16 protein-coding genes are annotated in these 17,366 nt (G+C 69.0%); 5 read left to right on the top strand and 11 right to left on the bottom strand.

Going from position 1 to position 17,366, the window contains the following annotated elements; genetic code table 11:
* The first annotated feature begins 33 nt into the window (after window positions 1–33).
* Entirely contained in the window at window positions 34–705 is a 672-nt protein-coding gene (locus tag H0E82_RS06055) for a hypothetical protein (RefSeq protein ID WP_180544549.1), read from the top strand.
* The gene (locus H0E82_RS06050; protein WP_180544548.1) at window positions 702–1,349 is read left to right on the top strand and encodes a hypothetical protein; all 648 of its coding nucleotides are present in this window, start codon (window positions 702–704) and stop codon (window positions 1,347–1,349) included. Before H0E82_RS06055 ends, H0E82_RS06050 begins: the two co-directional genes overlap by 4 nt.
* A 9-nt stretch (window positions 1,350–1,358) precedes the next feature.
* On the opposite strand, the gene H0E82_RS06045 is transcribed toward H0E82_RS06050, so the two are convergent.
* The gene (locus H0E82_RS06045; protein WP_180544547.1) at window positions 1,359–1,853 is read right to left on the bottom strand and encodes a methyltransferase family protein; all 495 of its coding nucleotides are present in this window, start codon (window positions 1,851–1,853) and stop codon (window positions 1,359–1,361) included.
* On the bottom strand, window positions 1,843–2,619 hold the full coding sequence (locus H0E82_RS06040) for an SDR family oxidoreductase (RefSeq protein WP_180544546.1): 777 nt from the start codon (window positions 2,617–2,619) through the stop codon (window positions 1,843–1,845). The genes H0E82_RS06045 and H0E82_RS06040 overlap by 11 nt, the downstream gene beginning before the upstream one ends.
* Window positions 2,620–2,680: 61 nt before the next feature.
* Here H0E82_RS06040 and H0E82_RS06035 point away from each other — a divergent pair, with 61 nt between their 5' ends.
* A complete protein-coding gene (locus H0E82_RS06035) occupies window positions 2,681–2,923 on the top strand; it encodes a hypothetical protein (RefSeq protein WP_180544545.1) in 243 nt (80 codons plus the stop codon).
* Window positions 2,924–2,945: 22 nt separating this feature from the next.
* Here the strand turns inward: H0E82_RS06035 and H0E82_RS06030 are convergent, their stop codons facing one another.
* The 7 genes from H0E82_RS06030 to H0E82_RS06000 form a co-directional block, all read right to left on the bottom strand.
* On the bottom strand, window positions 2,946–4,517 hold the full coding sequence (locus tag H0E82_RS06030) for an SDR family NAD(P)-dependent oxidoreductase (RefSeq protein WP_180544544.1): 1,572 nt from the start codon (window positions 4,515–4,517) through the stop codon (window positions 2,946–2,948).
* A 765-nt stretch (window positions 4,518–5,282) separates the two neighbouring features.
* Complete coding sequence (locus tag H0E82_RS06025) at window positions 5,283–6,407, bottom strand: GDSL-type esterase/lipase family protein (RefSeq protein ID WP_425600325.1); 1,125 nt, start codon at window positions 6,405–6,407, stop codon at window positions 5,283–5,285.
* A gap of 120 nt (window positions 6,408–6,527) precedes the next feature.
* A complete protein-coding gene (locus tag H0E82_RS06020) occupies window positions 6,528–7,166 on the bottom strand; it encodes an RpiB/LacA/LacB family sugar-phosphate isomerase (protein WP_180544542.1) in 639 nt (212 codons plus the stop codon).
* Between the two features lie 82 nt (window positions 7,167–7,248).
* Window positions 7,249–8,004, bottom strand: a complete 756-nt coding sequence (kduD, locus tag H0E82_RS06015; RefSeq protein WP_180544541.1) for a 2-dehydro-3-deoxy-D-gluconate 5-dehydrogenase KduD — start codon at window positions 8,002–8,004, stop codon at window positions 7,249–7,251.
* A 48-nt stretch (window positions 8,005–8,052) separates the two neighbouring features.
* Complete coding sequence (gene kduI, locus H0E82_RS06010) at window positions 8,053–8,901, bottom strand: 5-dehydro-4-deoxy-D-glucuronate isomerase (protein WP_180544540.1); 849 nt, start codon at window positions 8,899–8,901, stop codon at window positions 8,053–8,055.
* 424 nt (window positions 8,902–9,325) lie between these two features.
* Window positions 9,326–10,369: a LacI family DNA-binding transcriptional regulator gene (locus H0E82_RS06005; protein ID WP_180544539.1), complete on the bottom strand. Its 1,044-nt coding sequence runs from the start codon at window positions 10,367–10,369 to the stop codon at window positions 9,326–9,328.
* 80 nt (window positions 10,370–10,449) lie between these two features.
* Window positions 10,450–12,057, bottom strand: a complete 1,608-nt coding sequence (locus tag H0E82_RS06000; protein WP_180544538.1) for a family 43 glycosylhydrolase — start codon at window positions 12,055–12,057, stop codon at window positions 10,450–10,452.
* Window positions 12,058–12,428: 371 nt separating this feature from the next.
* On the opposite strand from H0E82_RS06000, the gene H0E82_RS05995 reads away from it, so the two are divergent.
* Window positions 12,429–13,862 (top strand): sugar porter family MFS transporter, encoded by a 1,434-nt coding sequence (locus H0E82_RS05995; protein ID WP_180544537.1) that lies wholly within the window; start codon window positions 12,429–12,431, stop codon window positions 13,860–13,862.
* Window positions 13,862–14,734 carry a methylglyoxal synthase gene (locus tag H0E82_RS05990; protein ID WP_180544536.1) on the top strand — a complete coding sequence of 291 codons (873 nt, stop codon included), beginning with the start codon at window positions 13,862–13,864 and terminating at the stop codon, window positions 14,732–14,734. Before H0E82_RS05995 ends, H0E82_RS05990 begins: the two co-directional genes overlap by 1 nt.
* A 413-nt stretch (window positions 14,735–15,147) precedes the next feature.
* Here H0E82_RS05990 and H0E82_RS05985 read toward each other — a convergent pair whose 3' ends face one another.
* Together H0E82_RS05985 and H0E82_RS05980 are read right to left on the bottom strand one after the other, a co-directional pair.
* On the bottom strand, window positions 15,148–15,330 hold the full coding sequence (locus H0E82_RS05985) for a hypothetical protein (protein WP_180544535.1): 183 nt from the start codon (window positions 15,328–15,330) through the stop codon (window positions 15,148–15,150).
* A 751-nt stretch (window positions 15,331–16,081) separates the two neighbouring features.
* A complete protein-coding gene (locus H0E82_RS05980) occupies window positions 16,082–17,365 on the bottom strand; it encodes a TRAP transporter large permease (protein ID WP_180544534.1) in 1,284 nt (427 codons plus the stop codon).
* Window position 17,366: the final 1 nt, after the last annotated feature.

The raw sequence follows: 17,366 nt of genomic DNA, 5'->3' as shown, positions 1-17,366 counted from the left end.
CCCCCGGCGCCCGCGTCGTCGCATCATGGCGCCATGCCTGCCCGTCCGCCCGCGGTCCTCCTGTCGCTCGCCGTCGCCCTTGCGGCTGCGGCACCGTGCACCGCATCCGCGGCCCGGGACGATGTGCGGGTCTACCGCTGCACAGACGAGCGCGGCCGCGTCGCGCTGCGCGATTCGCCCTGTGGCGACGGCCAGCAGCAGGAGGTGCGCACGATGTTGCGGCCGGTGGACGGCGTGCCGATGGCCCGCCCCGCTCCTCCGCCGAGCGCGCCGGCTGCCCCCGCCCCCCAGGTGGTGGTGCTCAACGCGCCCCAACCGATGTATCGCTGCGTCCGGCCGGACGGCAGCGACTACACCAGCGATTCCTCCGAAGGCAATCCGCGCTGGGTGCCGCTGTGGACGCTCGGCTACGGTCCGCCGCGCGGTCGCGCTGGCTACGCCGACCGGCCTGTCGGCGCGGGCCGGGATCCGGGGATCCAGGGCCGCCCGATCGTGCGTCCACATGGCGGGTGGTACGGCCCGGCGGGCACGTGGGTCCGCGACGAGTGCCGGCCGATGCCGCAGGCCCAGGTCTGCGGCGTGCTGACGGAACGACGCGAGACCATCCGGCGCCGGTTCTTCAACGCGCAGCCCACCGAACGCGCCGAGCTGCGCGGCGAGGAAACCGTGATCACCGCACGTCTCCGCCGGGATTGCAGCCGATGAGATCGAGGCCGCTTCGCGCCGGCGCCCTCGCGCTGGCGCTGCTCGCCCTGGGCGCCGCGACCCCGTTCCAGGTCGCCGCGACACCGACGGTCATCTACCGCTGCACGGCGCCCGACGGCGCGGTCACCTTCCAGAACGACACGCCGTGTGCTGCCGGGCTCCAGCAGCAGCGCCGCGTGATCGACATCGCCGCACCCCTGCCGGCCTTCGTCGCTCCCGCACCGCCGGTCGAGCGACCGCCCGCAGTGCCGATGATCTCGACCCTGCCCGCTGCCGCGCCGGGGCTGCGCACCGGGCCCGATGCGCAGCGTGCCGCGCCACCGGCGCTGTTCGCCTGCCGGGTCTTCGACGGCAGCACCTACTGGCGCGAGGATGCCGCCGCCCCCCCGCGCTGCCGGCCCTTGGCGACGGTCGGCATCGGCGGCCTGCCGGGGATGGGCGCCGGCCAGGCCTGCGAGATGCACGAGGACGTGTGCGAAGCCGTGCCCGAGGCAGGCCTGTGCGGCGCCTGGGAAAACCGGGTCCGCGAGGCCGAGTTCCGCTGGCGCTTCGGCGAGAGCGGCGCACGCGATGCCGCACGGATCGAATACGAACGCCTGTTCACCGCCCTGCAGGCGAGCACCTGCGCCCATCCTGCCGAGTGACGCAAGACGTTACAGCCAGCGCGGCACCGTGGCGCGATAGCGCTCGTAATCGGCCCCGAAACGCGCGCGCAGACGCGCCTCCTCGAACGGGATGATCGCGCGCTGCAGCGCAAGGACCGGGGCCGCCAGCAGGGCCAGCGTCCAAGGCAGGTCGAGCATCAGGGCGAGACCCACGTAGGCGAGCACCTGGGCGACGTAGATCGGGTTGCGGGTGAACCGGAACGGACCACGCTGGATCAGCTGTGCCGGCGTGTGCGCGGGAATGATCGTGGTCCGCTGCCGTGCGAACAGCGCGAACGACCACACCGCCAGGACGAGGCCGGCATCCGCGAGCACAGTGCCGATCACATACAGCGCCTGGCGCGCCGCCTCCGGCGCCAGCGGCAGGCCGAGCAGGTGCTGCATCAGCGCGCCGGCGGCGAAGGCGGTCACGAAGTGCACGGGCGAGGTGCTGCGCACGAGCCAGGGCGCACGCGGCGCGACGGACGCCGACTCAGAAACCATTGCGCAGGAATCCGCCGTCGACTGCGATGCATTCGCCAGTGATGTAGCTCGCCGCCGGCAGGCACAGGAACGCGACGGCGGCCGCGACCTCGTCCGGTTCACCGATCCGGCCCATCGGTGTGCGCAGCAGCACCTCGTCGAGATAGTCGGGATCGGCCAGCGGCTCGGAGGTGCGGCGGGTACGGATGTACCAGGGCGCGACCGCGTTCACGCGCACGCCGTCCTCGGCCCATTCGACAGCCAGGTTGCGGGTCATCTGCTGCAGCGCCGCCTTGCTCATGCCGTAGGCGGCGCCGGTGCGCACATGGGTCGTGCCCGAGACACTGCCGACGTTGACCACGCTCGAGGTCGCATGCCGGGCCAGCAGTGGATGCGCGTAGCGGGTGAGCTCGAACGCGCTGAACACGTTGACCTCGAAAATCTCGCGCCACTCGTCCTCGTGATAGCCCACCGCTGCGCGCTGGACGTTGCCGCCGGCGTTGTTGACCAGGATGTCGAGGCCGTCGCCCTGGTCCTCGACCCAGTCGAGGATCTCCCGGCGCTGGTCCTCGTCGACGACGTCGGCGATCAGGGCGCGCACGTCGCCGCCGGGCAGCTCGTCGAGCAGATCGTCGCGGGTCGCCTCCAGCGCATCGCCGTTGCGGCCGACGATCAGCACGGTGGCACCGAAGCCCAGCAGCTCGCGCGCGATCGCGCGGCCGATACCGGCACTGCCGCCGGTCACCAGTGCCAGTTGCCCATCCAGGCGCCAGCGGTTCGGATCCATCGAATTTCCCCGGTTTGCGTCGGCGTTAGGATAGCGCCGAGCCCGCCTGCCGGAGTGCCCCATGCCCACGCCATCCTTGTTGTCGCGTTCCCACCGCGCGTCTGTGGCCGCCGTCTTCGTGCTGATCGCCTGCACTGCGTGCACGCCGCCGCCGGACGCACCGACCGAAAAACCGGTCGAGCCGCAATCGACGCAACTGCGCGATGCGATCCGCGAACCGCTGGACACCGCACGCGATACCCAGCAGACCCTGGACGACAACGCCGCGCGTCAGCGCCAGGCGATCGAGGACGCCGGCGGCTGATCGCCACCGGCATCGGCGCGGCTCACCAGTCCGTCGGCCTGTAGTCCTTGAGGAACTGGCCCCAGACGTGGGTGCCGGTGTTGATGCCGTCGATGATCGGATCGACGATGCGCGCCGCGCCGTCGACGATGTCGAGCGGCGGATGGAAGCGCTCCTCGACGATCTTGCGCTCGGCGATCTCCACCGGATCCTCGTCGGTCACCCAGCCGGTGTCGACGGCGTTCATGTGGATGCCGTCGCCGTGGTAATCCGCGGCCGAGGTGCGCGTCATCATGTTGAGCGCGGCCTTGGCCATGTTGGTGTGCGGGTGCTTGGTGGTCTTGAAGTTGCGGTAGAACTGCCCCTCGACCGCGGACACGTTGACGATGTGCTTGTCGCGCTCGGGCGTGCGCACCATCAGCGTCTTCAGACGCGCGTTGAGGATGAAGGGCGCGACCGCGTTGACCAGCTGCGTCTCCAGCAGTTCGACCGCCGGCACCTCGTCCATCTGCAGGCGCCACGAATTGCGGCCGCGCAGATCGACCTGCTGCAGGTCCTTGTCGACCCGGCCTTCGGGAAACAGATGCGCCTGGCCGACGAGTTCATCGGCGAGCAACGGCACCTGCGACAGTTCCGCGGCGCGCGCCAGACCGGCGCGCCCTGCGCTGCTTTCGACCAGCGACTGGCTGCCGCCCGGCAGCAGATCGGCCGCGCGCAGGCCTTCGTAACCGCCGACCAGCTTGCGGACGTGTTCGGGCAAGGTGTGCAGCGCGGCGGTTTCGCCAGCCATCATGTGCGCATAGAACGCCGGCGGGCGACGCACGGTCTGGCAGGCGTTGTTGACGATGAAGTCCAGCCGGTCGCGCGTGGCGACGAGTTCGGCGCAGAACGCCTCGACGCTCGGCGTGTGGCGCAGATCGAGGCCGAAGACTTCCAGCCGGTCGCCCCACTCGGCGAAGTCCGGCTCCTGCGCGTAGCGCTGCGCGGAGTCGCGCGGAAAGCGCGTGGTGACGATCAGCGAGCAGCCCGCGCGCAACAGCTTGAGGCCGGCCTGGTAGCCGATCTTGACCCGGCCGCCGGTCAGCAGCGCGACGCGGCCGGTGAGGTCGGCGGTCTCGGTGCGCTTGAGGAAATTGAAATCCGCGCAGTCCGGGCACAGCTGATCGTAGAAGTGATGGATCTGCGTGTACTTCTGCTTGCAGACGTAGCAGTGCAGCAGTTCCGGCGACTCGGCGTAGCGCGGCTCCTCCGGTGCGGCATTGCGCGGATCGTGCTGGCCGGGCGGCTGCGGCGGGAAGTAGTTCGGTGTGGTGAAGACCGGTTTGCTGCGCAACACGCGGATGCCGGTCTGGTCCAGCAGCGCCTCGGTCCGGCGCGCCTTCTCGCGATTGGCTTCGCGCAGCGCCTCCTTGGCCTGCTTGCGACGCGCGCGGGGCTCGGGGTGATGCACGACGGCGACCGCCTGCAGGAGGCGAATGCGGTCCTGTTCGGGCAGGCCGTCGAGCACGCTGCGGTCGTCACGGATCGCCTCGAGCAGTTCGAGTGCGATGCGTGCACGCTGCGGCAGTGAATCGTCGGCGTCGGAGGCCGGGGGCGGTGCGGAGGTCGAATTCAAGGGCGTGTCCGTGGGACGCGCGACGCAGGCGGCGCGGGACGCCGGTGTCGAGCGGGAAAGCGTGCATGGCGATCGGCCGGGCGGCCGTCGCGGGGGGGGAACGGTCGCGAGGGCGGCGCAGGGGGCCTGGTTCGAGACCGTGCCGCGGATCGTGTTCGATCAGCGACGGGGCATTTTCGCCGATCGGCGGGGGCTGTGCCATTGAAGGGGAACCAGGCGATGCCGGCGCCTGCGGCTCGAGCGTGCCTGGAACGTCCGATGCGCCCCCGCGTCCGCTGGGGCGGCAGACCGCTGGGGTGACACACCGCCGCAGAAGCGCCCGGGAGAATCGTCCGCGGACCGACGATCCGCGAGGAGAGCGGTCTGCTGGAGACCGGTTCGTGGGGGGTGCGGTGCGCCGGGTTAAGTTGAGCTGCTCCCGCGGGGCACCGGGTGATCACCCGCGCGAAAACGCAGGGGCCATGCCCCACCGCGGAAGCGCGATGCGCAAGGGCCATCGAAGAGCCGCAGGGCTCGCCTCCGCACGCACCGTCATCCCGGCGCACGCCGGGCTGGCCCTCCCCGTCCTCCGTCCCCGACGTGCGGGCGTGCTTGCACGAGCGCGGAACGACGCGGTAATGGCCGCGCGGGCCCGGCGGCGACGTCGTGGCGACCACGAACGCCGTTCCCTCACGCCGAAGGCGCAGCGCGTGGGTCGCGCCGTCCGGCTCCCGGATGCTGCATCTGCGATCGCGGAGTCACGCGGAAGAAGCGCCGGAGCACCGCCTAGCGGGCGACCGGCCGATACACGATGAAGATCACCAGCTCCTCGTCGCCGAACTGTTCCAGGGCATGCCGGTCGCCGTTGCGGGTCAGGATCGCGTCGCCGGGCCCCACCTCGCGCACGGTGTCGTTCAAGGTCAGACGGCCACGGCCCGACAGCACGTAATAGATCTCGTCCTTGTCGTTGACGTGGTCGCCGATGGTCGCGCCCCGGTGGAAGGCGCGCTTGCGGAAGACCAGGTCGAAGCCGGTGGCGTCCGAGAAGAACGGATATGCGGTCGTCGTACCCAGGCCTTCGTGCGGGCCGGGTTGCTCGATCGCGATATCGCGCTCGTTGACGACGACCGATGGCGATACCGGTGCTGCAGGCGGTGCCGGCAGGGCATTGCACTCGTTGGCGGTCACGGCCTTGACGGGCGCATCGGCATCGATGCCGCGCCAGCCGGCGGCCACGAGGCAGGCCACGGCATCGGCGCCGGCCTCGCTGAAATGGGTCCCGTCGGTCTTGCCCTGCGCCGGCACGTGCATGAAGTAGGGCTTGGCGCCTTCCTCGCCATGCGCGCGGATCCAGTCGCTGGACGCGGCGTTGAGGTCGATCAACGCGACGTTCTCGCGCTTCGCGAGATCCTGCATCGACAGCGTGTAGCGGCCATGTGTATCGACCAGCGAGCGGAAGTCGTAGAGCAGCCGCGCAACCGGAGTGATCAGGATCGGCGTCGCGCCGTTCGCGCGAGCGACCTCCACGAAGCGCTGCAGCCGCTGCGGGTACTCGGTTGCCGGATCGGTGTAGCGCGTGGCGTCCTCGCGCTTGGCGTCGTTGTGGCCGAACTGGATCAACAGGACATCGCCAGCGCGAAGCTCGGCGGCGATGGCGTCCAGCCGGCCTTCGTCGATGAAGCTCCGCGTGCTGCGCCCGCCGACCGCGTGGTTGTGGACGTCCCAGCCCTCTGCGATCCAGTGCGTCAGCTTCTGGCCCCAGCCCGCCTGTGGTGCGCGCTCGGCGCCGTAGGTCGCCGCGGTGGAATCACCGGCGATGAAGACGCGATGCGGTGCGGGCGGTGCGGCGGACGCCGTGCCCAGGACACCCGACAGCACCAGGAACAGCGACAACGGACGTTGCATCGTGATGGCGCTCCGCAAGCTCGGATGACGACACGGGGTGGCACGATCGATGGCGGCGTGCGCGATGTGCCGGTATCGCGGTGAAGCACCGGGCCGTCGCGCGACGACGACCCGGCATGGCGGGGCTTACTTGCCCAGCACGCCCTTGACGTAGGCGACGATGGCCTCGTCCTGTGCGTTGTCGAAGAACGCCTTCTGGAAGCGCTCGCCGCCGACGGCCTGCTTCACCAGCTCCTGGTCGATCGCCTTCAGGCCTTCGACGAAGTCCTTCGACGCGCCCTTCTTGACGTCGGCCAGGATGCCGGCGTTGGTCATCTGCGATTCCTTGCGCTCGGCCGGGTAGCCCTGGCCGCGCTCGCCGTCGAACGCCTTTTCGAAGATGTAGCGGATGTTGATTTCCGCGCCCCAGCCGTAGCCCTTGGCGAACGGAATGGCCAGCGCGTTGCCGTTGTTGACCTGGGCGAACAGGAAGGCGTCGGTCGGCTCGATGCAGTAGCCGCAGTACACGCCCGGCCATGCATTGAGCGACATCAGCGCGCCCTGCCCCGTGCCGCAACCGGCGACGACGAAATCGACCGCCTTCGAGTTCAGCAGCAGGCTGCCGATGATGCCGAGGTGGATGTAGGTCAGGCGGTGGTCGTTGTCGCCGTCCATGCCGACGTTGAAGACCGTGTGGCCGCGCTCGGTGGCCACGGTATTGAGCTGTTCCAGCACGACCGGGTTCTTGGCGGCCTGGCTGAATTCCTGCATCAGTGCGATTTTCATGAACACTCTCTTTGCGGGTTTCGAGGGGAGGTGGAACTGCGGAGTCCGCCGGCCCGGCGGTTCCCGTGGTTACCGGACGGGATCAGCGCGCGAGCCAGCCGCCGTCGACCGGGATCACCGCGCCGTTGACGTAATCCGACGCGCGGCTGGCGAGGAACACCGCCGTGCCGCCGAGATCCGACGGCTCGCCCCAGCGCGCGGCCGGGATGCGGTCGAGGATCGATTTGTTGCGGGCCTCGTCGGCGCGCAGCTGCGCGGTGTTGTCGGTGGCCATGTAGCCCGGCGCGATGGCGTTGATGTTGACGCCCTTGCCGGCCCATTCGTTGGCGAGCAGGCGGGTGATGCCGGCGATGCCCGACTTGCTGGCGGTGTACGAGGGCACGCGGATGCCGCCCTGGAACGACAGCATCGAGGCGATGTTGATGATCTTGCCGCTGCCCTGGGCGATGAAGTGCCGACCGGCCGCCTGCGACATGAAGAACGCGGACTTGATGTTGACGTTCATCACGTCGTCCCAGTCCTTCTCGCTGAAATCCACGGCGTCCGCGCGGCGGATCAGGCCGGCGTTGTTGACCAGGATGTCGAATCCACCGAGCCCGTCGAGCGTTTCCTTCACCACACGGTCGATCGGCTCGACGCTGATCAGGTTCGCCTCGATCGCGACGAAGCGGCGGCCCAGCGCCTTGACCTTGGCCTCGGTCTCGGTCGGCGCCTGGATGCCGGCGGCAGCGATGTCGGCGCCGGCCTCGGCCAGCGCCACGGCGATGCCCTGCCCCAGGCCGGTATTGGCGCCGGTGACCAGCGCGACCTTGCCTTCGAGGCTGAACGGATTCGTCATTGCATTCTCCTGTTGCGATTGCGTGGGTGCCGCGTCTGCGGCGTCGCGTCACTTGAGCTGGCAGATGTCCAGCACGTGCATGTCGGTGTAATCGAGGTTCTCGCCGCCCATCGCCCAGATGAAGCAGTAGTTCGACGTGCCGGCGCCCATGTGGATCGACCACGGCGGCGAGACGACGGCCTCTTCGTTCCGGACCACGATGTGGCGCTGCGCGTCGGGCTCGCCCATGAAGTGGTAGACACGATCGTTCTCGGCGAGATCGAAGTAGAAGTAGACCTCGCTGCGGCGGTCGTGCAGATGCGGCGGCATCGTGTTCCACACGCTGCCCGGCTTGAGGATCGTCAGGCCCAGCAGCAGCTGCGAGGACGGGCACGTGGCCGGCACGATGTACTGGTAGATCGTGCGTTCGTTACTGGTCTCGAGCGACCCGCGCTCCAGCGGCACGGCATCGGCGGCGGAAATCTTCTTCGTCTCGAAGCGCGCGTGTGCCGGCGTCGAGGCGAGGTAGAACCTGGCCGGCGCCCCGGCATCGTCGGACGCGAAGGCGACCTCGGCGCTGCCCATGGGGACGTAGAGACCGTCCCGGGGCGCGAGTGCATGGACGACCCCGTCGACCGTGACGGTGCCCGGGCCACCGCCGACATTGACCACGCCGAGCTCGCGCCGTTCGAGGAACGGATGCCCGGCCGCCGACGCCGGTTCGGTCTGGACCGGCAATGCGACCGCCGCGGAGACCGGCGCCGCTCCGCCGATCACGAAGCGCTCGTAATGCGTGTAATGCAAGCGGATCGCATCGTCGGCAAACAGGCCATCGAGCAGGAACAGGTCGCGCAACGTGTCGGTGTCGACGCCCTGCATGACCCCGGGATGGGTCGCGTAGTAGGTCTTCTCGTACATGGCGGACTCCGGATGGACTGAAGCTGCAGTGCGACGATTGTAGGCGCTCCGGTAACCGGTGTCATACCGCGCCGCGGCAATCGCCGGGAGCCACAGGCCGACCGGCGGGCCGGGGGTCCGGAACACCGGGATGTCGCGCGTCGGGACCAGAGTGGAGCAGCCGCAGAACCTCCGGACGCATCGACCGCAATCTGCGGCGACCGTCAGGGGCGAGCGCTCTCCAGCCGGTCCCGACGCGCCCCCCGTCCTGGGCGCGCCCATGGGCAGCGTGCCCCTGGACACCGCGGCGTACCGGCACAGGCGGGGCATGGCACCCCGACGCGCCCCTGGTCCACGCGGCGCCCGTCATGCAGATCCGGCTCGTCCAGGCGATACGGGTCGAGCCGGGAACGGCGTGCCGCACCGCTCGTCGCGCCGAGATGCCCTACCCCGGCGGCTGGCAGGAATCGCGCACGATCAGGTGCGGCCGCACGCTCGCCATCTGGCGCGGTGCGCCCTCGGCCAGCAGCAGCATGGCCGCCGAGATGCGTCCGGTGTCACGTGTATCCCGGCGCACCGAGGTCAATGGCGGCCACAGCCGTGAGGCCAGCGGGCTGTCGTCGTAGCCCACGACGGAGAGCTGACGCGGGATACTGATCCCCGCGCGCATCGCGACGCGATACACGCCGGCCGCCATCTCGTCGTTGCCGCAGAAGATGGCGGTCGGCCGCTTCTTGCCGCCGAGCAGCGTTTCCGCGGCCGCGACCCCCGATTCGAAGGTATAGCCCGCCTCGACCACGCGCCCCGGCGGCAGCGTGATGCCACGCGCCTCGAGCGCGGCGACGAAGCCTTCCGAGCGCTCGATCGAGGAGCGGTAGTCCCGCGGACCGGTGATCATCGCGATGTCGGTGTGGCCGAGCGACTGCAGATAGTCGGCCACTTCGGCGGCGCCGTCGCGGTCGTGGGTGACCACCATGCGCTCGGGCGCATCCAGCGAGACCGCGGCGATGCGCACGTAGCGCACGCCGATCTCGGCCAGCATGTCGGCGAGCGCCTGGTCCTCGGACACGCGCGGCACCAGCATCACGCCATGCAGCTTCTGCTGCTGCACGAAGCGCCGCACGCTGTCGATGTAGTTCGGGCTGCGGCTGTCGCAGGGATGCACCACCAGCTCGAAGCCCGAGCCGCGCAGCGTGTCCAGCGCGCCGTACTGCATGTTGACGATGAACTGCGCGGTCGGGTTGTCGTAGACCATGCCGATGAGGAACGAGCGCCGGAACGCGAGGCCACGGGCCAGCGGGTCGGGCACGTAGCCGACCTCGCGCATCAGGGTTTCCACCTTCTCGCGCGTGTCCTGCCGCACGAGAGGCGAATTGTTGATGATCCGGGAGACGGTCTTCTTCGACACGCCCGCGAGCCGCGCGATGTCGTTGATCGTCGCCGCGCGTGCGGGTTCGCCCGCCTTGGGAATCTTGCTCTTTGCGGGCATCCGTGGTCCCCGGACCGGTTGTCGTGCGGTGTCCATTCTAGGCGAGAACCGACAGGCTGCCGGTTCCGCCTCGCAGAAGCTCAATCCAGGGCGCGATAGCGGAAATTGTGGAAGCGCACGTCGCCCTCGCCCGCGGCGTAGATCGCGGGCTTCAGCGCCAGGAAGCCGCCGGCCACATTGTGGTGGTAACCCGAGACCTCCATCTGCACCGGGTATTTTTCCCAGGTGCGACCATCGCGGCTCGTGTGGATGGTGACGATGTGCCGATTGTTGGTGACCCGCAGCCACAGGCGACCGCCCGGCCCCGGCGGCAGCGTGGTCGGGCGCTCCAGGCCGTAGCGGTGCATGACGAAGCGGTCGCCGTTGCTGCCGACGCCGGCATACAGGCGGTCGCTGTAGAACAGCAGTGCCCCGCCCTGCGCGCCCGGCGCGATCTCCATCTCCACCTCGAACTGGTAGGCCTTGTCGCCGGCGATCACGGTCAACGGCGAACTGTCACGCGGCGAAGTGCCCTTGCCGCGCACGGTCATCGCGCCATCACCGAACGCGAGCCGGGCGTACTCGTCCTGCGCAGGATTGAAGAACGACCACTGGTGACCGAGCGTCTCGCCGTCGAACGCGTCCGACAGTGCCATGCCGTGTTCGCCCACCGATTCGCCCGCCGGCATCGCCAGCGGCTGGCCGAGATCGCCGCCCTTGGCGATGTACCAGCCGTCGTCGGTCCACTCGATCGGCTCGAGCAGCGCCTGCCGGCCCAGCGTCCAGTAACCGTTCTCGTAGCCGTGATAGATCATCCACCAGCGGTCGTCGGTGCCTTCGACGATCGTCGCGTGACCGCGTGACCACCACGGCTCGCTGCGGTCCACGGTGCGGACGATGGGGTTGTGCGGCGCGTTCTCCCATGGTCCGTGGATCGAGCGCGAGCGCGCGGTGATCACCATGTGCCCGGTCGGTGGACCGGCGGTGCCACCGACGGCGGTGGTCATGTAATACCAGCCGTCGCGGAAGTTGATCTTCGGGCCCTCCTGCGCATAGGCCTCGACGTCCCAGTCTTCCGGGTATTGCCAGCCGTCGTACACGTGCTTGGGCTCGCCCACTACCGAGAGTCCATCGTCCGACAGCTGCACGTAGGCGCCGCCGGACAGGAACAGATACCGCTTGCCGTCCTCGCCGACTGCATGCCCGGGGTCGATGTAACGGCCGAGCCCGATGTTGACGGGTTCGCTCCACGGGCCACGGATGTCGTCCGCCCACACCACGTAGTTGCTGCGCTCGTTGCCCTCGGTGCCGCCGGTCCGTGCAGGAAAATAGATGAAATAGCGTCCTTCGTGCCTGACGATGTCCGGCGCCCAGATCGACCCCACGTTCTTCGTGATCGCATGGCCCAGGGGCCGCCAGTTCACCAGATCGCGCGAGTGCCAGACCGGCAGGCCGGGATAGGCATCGAACGAGGACTGCGTGAGGTAGTAGTCCTCGCCGTCCTTGAGGACCGACGGATCGGGACGGTCGCCGGCGAACACCGGATTGAGGAACGTGCCGTCGCCGAGATCGGCCTTGCGTTGATGCTCGATGCCACGGGCCCAGACGTCGGCGGCCGCGCTCGGTGTCTGCGCCGCCGCGCCGAACGCGGTCGCCGCCAGGACGGCCGTGCAGAGGGTGGCCGCGAGCAGCGGGCGGGCAAACGACATGCAGATCTCCAGAAAATTCGGAACGGGGCCGCGGATGCCCGGCCGAACGCCGATGACACCGCTGGTCAACGACCGTAGCAAAGTGAAGCTGTGCGGGCATTCTGCATTGCAGCAGGCTTCGGTCCGGAACCACGGCGCTGCAGGAATCGCGACTGCAGTCATGCCGTCGGAATGCGTCCCCGCGTCGCAGGTGCAGCAAGCACGCGGCGCGACGCTGCGCTACGCTCCGGACTCCCGCACGCAGCACCGGCGACGCGACGCACCAGCGTTCGTCCACCGGTGTACAGCGCCCGGGGATGGGGCCGTTCCGCAGCCGCGGGCCGGCATGGGAAGGCGGCCTGCCGCCGCGAATGCATCGGAAACCACTGCACATGGGCATCAGCACCAGCGAAGGCGTGTCGGGCACGCCGCGCGGCGAAAACACCCGCTTGATCATCCTCATCAGTTGCGTCGCGACGATCGGCGGCTTCCTGTTCGGCTTCGACAGCGGCGTCATCAACGGCACCGTCGACGGCCTGCAACGGGCGTTCAATTCCGACTCCGTGGGCACCGGCTTCAACGTCGCCTCGATGCTGCTGGGCTGCGCGGTCGGCGCGTTCTTCGCCGGCCGGCTGGCCGACGTGTTCGGCCGGCGTTCGCTGTTGATCGTCGCGGCGGTGCTGTTCCTGGTCTCGGCCTGGGGCTCGGGCATCGCGACCGGCTCGCTGGAGTTCGTCCTCTATCGCGTGATCGGCGGTCTCGCCGTCGGCGCGGCCAGCGTGATGTCGCCGGCCTACATCAGCGAGGTCTCCTCGGCGCGCTACCGCGGCCGGCTGGCGACGGTGCAGCAGATCGCGATCATCGGCGGGCTGTTCGCCGCGTTCCTCAGCAATTACCTGCTCGCTCGCGTGGCCGGCGGCTCGACCGCGGAATTCTGGGGCGGCTACCAGGCCTGGCGCTGGATGTTCTGGATCGAGATGGCGCCGGCGGCGCTGTTCCTCGTCGCGCTGTTCGCGATTCCGGAGAGCCCGCGTTTCCTGGTCGCGCGGGGCCGGCTGGCCCAGGCCGAGCGCGTGCTGGTGCGCCTGTACGGCGATGTCGACGGCCGTCGCAAGCTCGGCGAGATCCGCGATTCGCTGGCGTCCGACCTGCATCGTCCGAAGTTCTCGGATCTCGTGTCCAAGGTGACGGGGCGCGTGCGCCCGATCGTCTGGGTCGGCATCGGCCTGGCGGTGTTCCAGCAGCTGGTCGGCATCAACGTGGTGTTCTATTACGGCGCGGTGCTGTGGCAGGCGGTCGGCTTTTCAGAGAACGACGCGCTGCTGATCAACGTGCTGTCGGGTGCGCTGAGCATCGGCGCCTGCATCGTCTCGCTGCTGCTGGTCGACCGCATCGGCCGCAAGCCGCTGCTGTGGATCGGCTCGGCCGGCATGGCGGTGACGCTGGCGGCCGTCACCGCCGCGTTCTGGACCGGCACCCTGGGCGACGACGGCCGTCTGCTGCTGTCGGATTCGATGGGCGTGCTCGCACTGGTCGCGGCGAACCTCTACGTGATCTTCTTCAACGCCTCCTGGGGCCCGGTGATGTGGGTGATGCTCGGCGAGATGTTCCCCAACCAGATCCGCGGTTCGGGCCTGGCGGTCGCCGGCCTGTTCCAGTGGGGCGCGAACTTCCTGATCACCTGGACCTTCCCGATGCTGCTGGCCGGTATCGGCCTCGCCGGCGCCTACGGCCTGTACGCGATCGCCGCGGCGCTGTCGGTGGTGTTCGTGCTGCGCTACGTCAACGAGACCCGCGGGCGCGAACTCGAGCAGATGGAAGGCTGATGCGGCTCGGGCTGGCCGCCAATCGGCGCCATCATGCGAGCGCCGACGCCGCCCTGTTCCGCTGGCTGCGCGCCAGCGGCGCGGGGCTGCGCGAGCTCGGCGTCGGCCTGCATGCGGTGGGGCGCACGTACGACGCCGTGATCCGCCATCGCGCGCTCGACGGGTATGCCGGCCTGGTCCGGTATCCCTACGGCCGCGAGGGCGGCCTGATGAAGCTCGTCGCCGAGGTCGTCGGTCTCGGCGAGGGCCGCACGCTCGACGGCGCGGTCTATCTGATCGATCCGGTCGATCCGTCGTCGATTTTCCCCGAGGCGGTGGCGCTGAAGCGCCAGTGCGTGATCCAGGGCAAGCCGTTCCTGTCGACCGTGGCCTCGGCGCGCGACTGGGTGGAAAGCGAGCGCCTGCACGCCGGACGCGCCCCGGACGCCGGCGCCGACGCGCTGCACGCGTTCGACGGCCAGACCCTCGCGTTGATCGCGCACGACGCGATGAAGCCGCAGATGCTCGAATTCGCCGACCGGCACTTCGAGCTGCTGTCACGTTTCCAGACGCGCATCGCCACCGGCACCACCGGCCAGCGCCTCAACGAACTCGCCTGGCGCCGCGGCTGGCCGCAGGGCCAGGACTGGGCGCAACGCTTCCAGAGTGGCCCGCTCGGCGGCGACGCCCAGATCGCCGACCGGGTGCTCGACGGCCGCTGCCAGCGCGCGGTGTTCTTCGAAGATCCGCACGTCGCGCGGCAGCACGAGGCCGACATCCAGCTGCTCGAGCGCGCGGTCACCACGGTGACCGACACGGTGGCCTGTCTGACCTCACCTGCAGTCGCGGATCGATGGGCGCAGGCGGCCGCGCGCCGCGCGGCGATGGTGTGAACCGGCGCGTGCGCTGAGACCTCGTTTCACTGGTGCCGCGTTCGGCCGGTTTTTGCTCACAGGCCGCTTTCGCATCCGATCATCCCGATGCATCTTGCAGGCGCCCGCTCGCGTGCGAAGAGCCTCTGCCGAGATCGTTCCGCGCGTGTGGGCGCAGGCTGGAAGGCCCCCACGCGCAAGCGCGCTGCTGCACATCCACTCGCCCTAGAACCGTTCCAGCAGCCCGCTCGCGCGCGAATAGCGTTGGCCAGGATGACGCTTCGCGCGTATACGCAGGTCGCCGGCGTCGCAGCGTAAGCTGACCGCACGCGGCCGGACGCGAACCCGCTGCCCTGTTCGTTTCAGCAGCGTCTACTGTATCCGCCCCGGCTCCGGCTCTACTGGCGGCTGTCACTTCCTCCTTGGCACCGCTTCTACTGCGCTTTCGCTTGGGCGTGGGCGTGGGCGTGGGCTTTTGCGTCTGCTTCGGCTGTGGCTGTGGCTTCGGCCTTGGCCTTGGCCTTGGCCTTGGCCTTGGCCTTGGCTTTGGCTTTGGCTTTGGCTTTGGCTTTGGCTTTCAGCGTTTGATGTGTCGAGCCGTTTAGCGAGCCGAGCACCGGAGTCTGACGCGGCCGAAGAGCAGCCCATGTCTGAGCGAAGCGAGTTTGGGCTGCGTGCCGCGTCAGGCGAGGAGCGGAGGGGACCGGCGCGGCGCAGCCGCGTCGGCTCGCGCCCGGCGATGGCGGTTTGACTCGCGCCTTCGGCACTCGCCCTTCGGGCCGGCTTCGCCGTTCGCCAGCGCCTTCGCGCTGTCGTGCTTACTTTTGACAAGACAAAAGTAAGCCGCGCGAACAGCGCGGAAGCTCTGTTCTTCGCGCCCAGCGTGCTCCCTAAGGAAAAACAAACAGGGCAAGTGCACGGCTTTCGCGCGCTGCGCGTGCGGGTTCCTTTTTGAAGGACCAAAAAGGAACCAAAAAGTCCCTTCGCCGGACGCGATCCGCCGCATGAAGCCGCGGCGGGCCCCTGCGCTTCTCGGGCGGCGGGGCACATTGTCACCTTCACGGTGACGCGGCCCAAACTCGCTGCGCTCAGACATGGGTTGCTCTTCGGCCCCGCCGCCCTGCGATGCTCGGCTCGCTTTACGGCTCGAAAAATCAAAGGCCGAAGCCGAGCCAAAGCCAAAGCCAACGCAAAAGCCAAACCAAGCCCAAGCAGGCGCAGGCGCAGGCGCAGGCGCAGGCGCAACGCTGCACCAGATGGAATCACCGCCTGCACGGAAATAGCGCCAGTGGACCAGAAGCGAGCAACCGCTGGAAAAGAAACGGCCCCGCAAACGGGGCCGTCTCGTGCTCGATCACCCATCGCCGATCAGGCGCGCAACACCCCCGGCAACCACAGCGACAGCCCCGGGAACAACGCCACGATCAACAGCACGATGAAGCCCGCGATCCAGAACGGCCAGATCGTACGCATGCTCTCGACAACAGTGATCTTGCCGATTGCCGTACCGATGAACAGCACCGAGCCCACCGGCGGGGTCACCAGACCTAGACCGCCCGCGAGCACCAACACCAGGCCGAAGTGGATTGGATCGATCCCATAGGCCCGCGCGACGGGCAGGAAGATCGGCGTGCAGATCAGGATCAGCGGTGCCAGATCCATGAAGGTGCCGAGCAGCAACAGCACCAGGATGATCATCAGCAGCACGGCGAGCTTGCTGTGCGCGAACGACTGCAGGAACTCGACCGCAGCCGACGGCACCTGCAGATAGGCCAGCAGCCAGCCGAACACCGATGCGGTGGCGATCACGAACAGGATCACGCCGGTGCTGCGCGCGGCATGCACGATCGTCTCCATGAACTCGCGCACGCGCAGCTGGCGATACAGCACGATCGTCACCAGCAGCGCGTAGACCACCGCGATGGCGGCGCTCTCGACCGCGGTGAAGATGCCCATGCGGATGCCGACGAAGATCAGCGCGACCAGGCCCAGGCCCGGCAATGCCGACACCAGACGCAGCAGCACTGCACGCCAGCCCGGGAAGATTTCCACGCCGTAGCCGCGCTGGCGCGCGACCAGGTAGCCGGTGAGCATCAGCGCCGCGGTCATCAGCAGCGCGGGCATGATGCCGGCCGCGAACAGGTCGGCGATCGACAGGCCACCGCCTGCCGCCGCGGTGAACAGGATCAGGTTGTGCGAGGGCGGCACCAGCAGCGCGACCAGGGCCGCGGTGATGCTGACGTTGACGGCGAAATCACGGTCGTAGCCGCGCTTGACCATCTGCGGAATCATCGTGCCGCCGACCGCCGAGACATCGGCGATCGCCGAGCCCGAGACGCCGCCGAAGAACAGCGACGACAGGATCGACACCTGCCCCAGGCCGCCGCGCATGCGCCCCACCAATGACGAGGCCAGCGCGATCAGGCGTTCGGAGATGCCCCCGCGCATCATGATCTCGCCGGCGAAGATGAAGAGCGGAATCGCGATCAGCGAGGCCGAGCCGGTGCCGGCCGAGATCTGCTGCACGAGCACCACCGTCGGCAGATCGAGATAGAGCAGTGTCGCCAGCGCCGCCGCGGCCAGCGCGAAGGCCACCGGCACGCCGACCAGCAGCAACCCGGCGAACACCATGAAGAGAATCGCGATCGCCATG

Origin of the sequence: Luteimonas deserti (genome assembly GCF_013425765.1) — a bacterium.
Lineage (GTDB): Bacteria > Pseudomonadota > Gammaproteobacteria > Xanthomonadales > Xanthomonadaceae > Luteimonas > Luteimonas deserti.
This window is presented reverse-complemented; position numbering and strand designations above follow the sequence as displayed.

Coding starts and splice junctions, on each gene's coding strand:
- H0E82_RS06055 (WP_180544549.1), top strand. CDS start 34: ATGCCTGCCCGTCCGCCCGCGGTCCTCCTGTCGCTCGCCGTCGCCCTT.
- H0E82_RS06050 (WP_180544548.1), top strand. CDS start 702: ATGAGATCGAGGCCGCTTCGCGCCGGCGCCCTCGCGCTGGCGCTGCTC.
- H0E82_RS06045 (WP_180544547.1), bottom strand. CDS start 1,853: ATGGTTTCTGAGTCGGCGTCCGTCGCGCCGCGTGCGCCCTGGCTCGTG.
- H0E82_RS06040 (WP_180544546.1), bottom strand. CDS start 2,619: ATGGATCCGAACCGCTGGCGCCTGGATGGGCAACTGGCACTGGTGACC.
- H0E82_RS06035 (WP_180544545.1), top strand. CDS start 2,681: ATGCCCACGCCATCCTTGTTGTCGCGTTCCCACCGCGCGTCTGTGGCC.
- H0E82_RS06020 (WP_180544542.1), bottom strand. CDS start 7,166: ATGAAAATCGCACTGATGCAGGAATTCAGCCAGGCCGCCAAGAACCCG.
- kduD (WP_180544541.1), bottom strand. CDS start 8,004: ATGACGAATCCGTTCAGCCTCGAAGGCAAGGTCGCGCTGGTCACCGGC.
- kduI (WP_180544540.1), bottom strand. CDS start 8,901: ATGTACGAGAAGACCTACTACGCGACCCATCCCGGGGTCATGCAGGGC.
- H0E82_RS06005 (WP_180544539.1), bottom strand. CDS start 10,369: ATGCCCGCAAAGAGCAAGATTCCCAAGGCGGGCGAACCCGCACGCGCG.
- H0E82_RS06000 (WP_180544538.1), bottom strand. CDS start 12,057: ATGTCGTTTGCCCGCCCGCTGCTCGCGGCCACCCTCTGCACGGCCGTC.
- H0E82_RS05995 (WP_180544537.1), top strand. CDS start 12,429: ATGGGCATCAGCACCAGCGAAGGCGTGTCGGGCACGCCGCGCGGCGAA.
- H0E82_RS05990 (WP_180544536.1), top strand. CDS start 13,862: ATGCGGCTCGGGCTGGCCGCCAATCGGCGCCATCATGCGAGCGCCGAC.
- H0E82_RS05980 (WP_180544534.1), bottom strand. CDS start 17,365: ATGGCGATCGCGATTCTCTTCATGGTGTTCGCCGGGTTGCTGCTGGTC.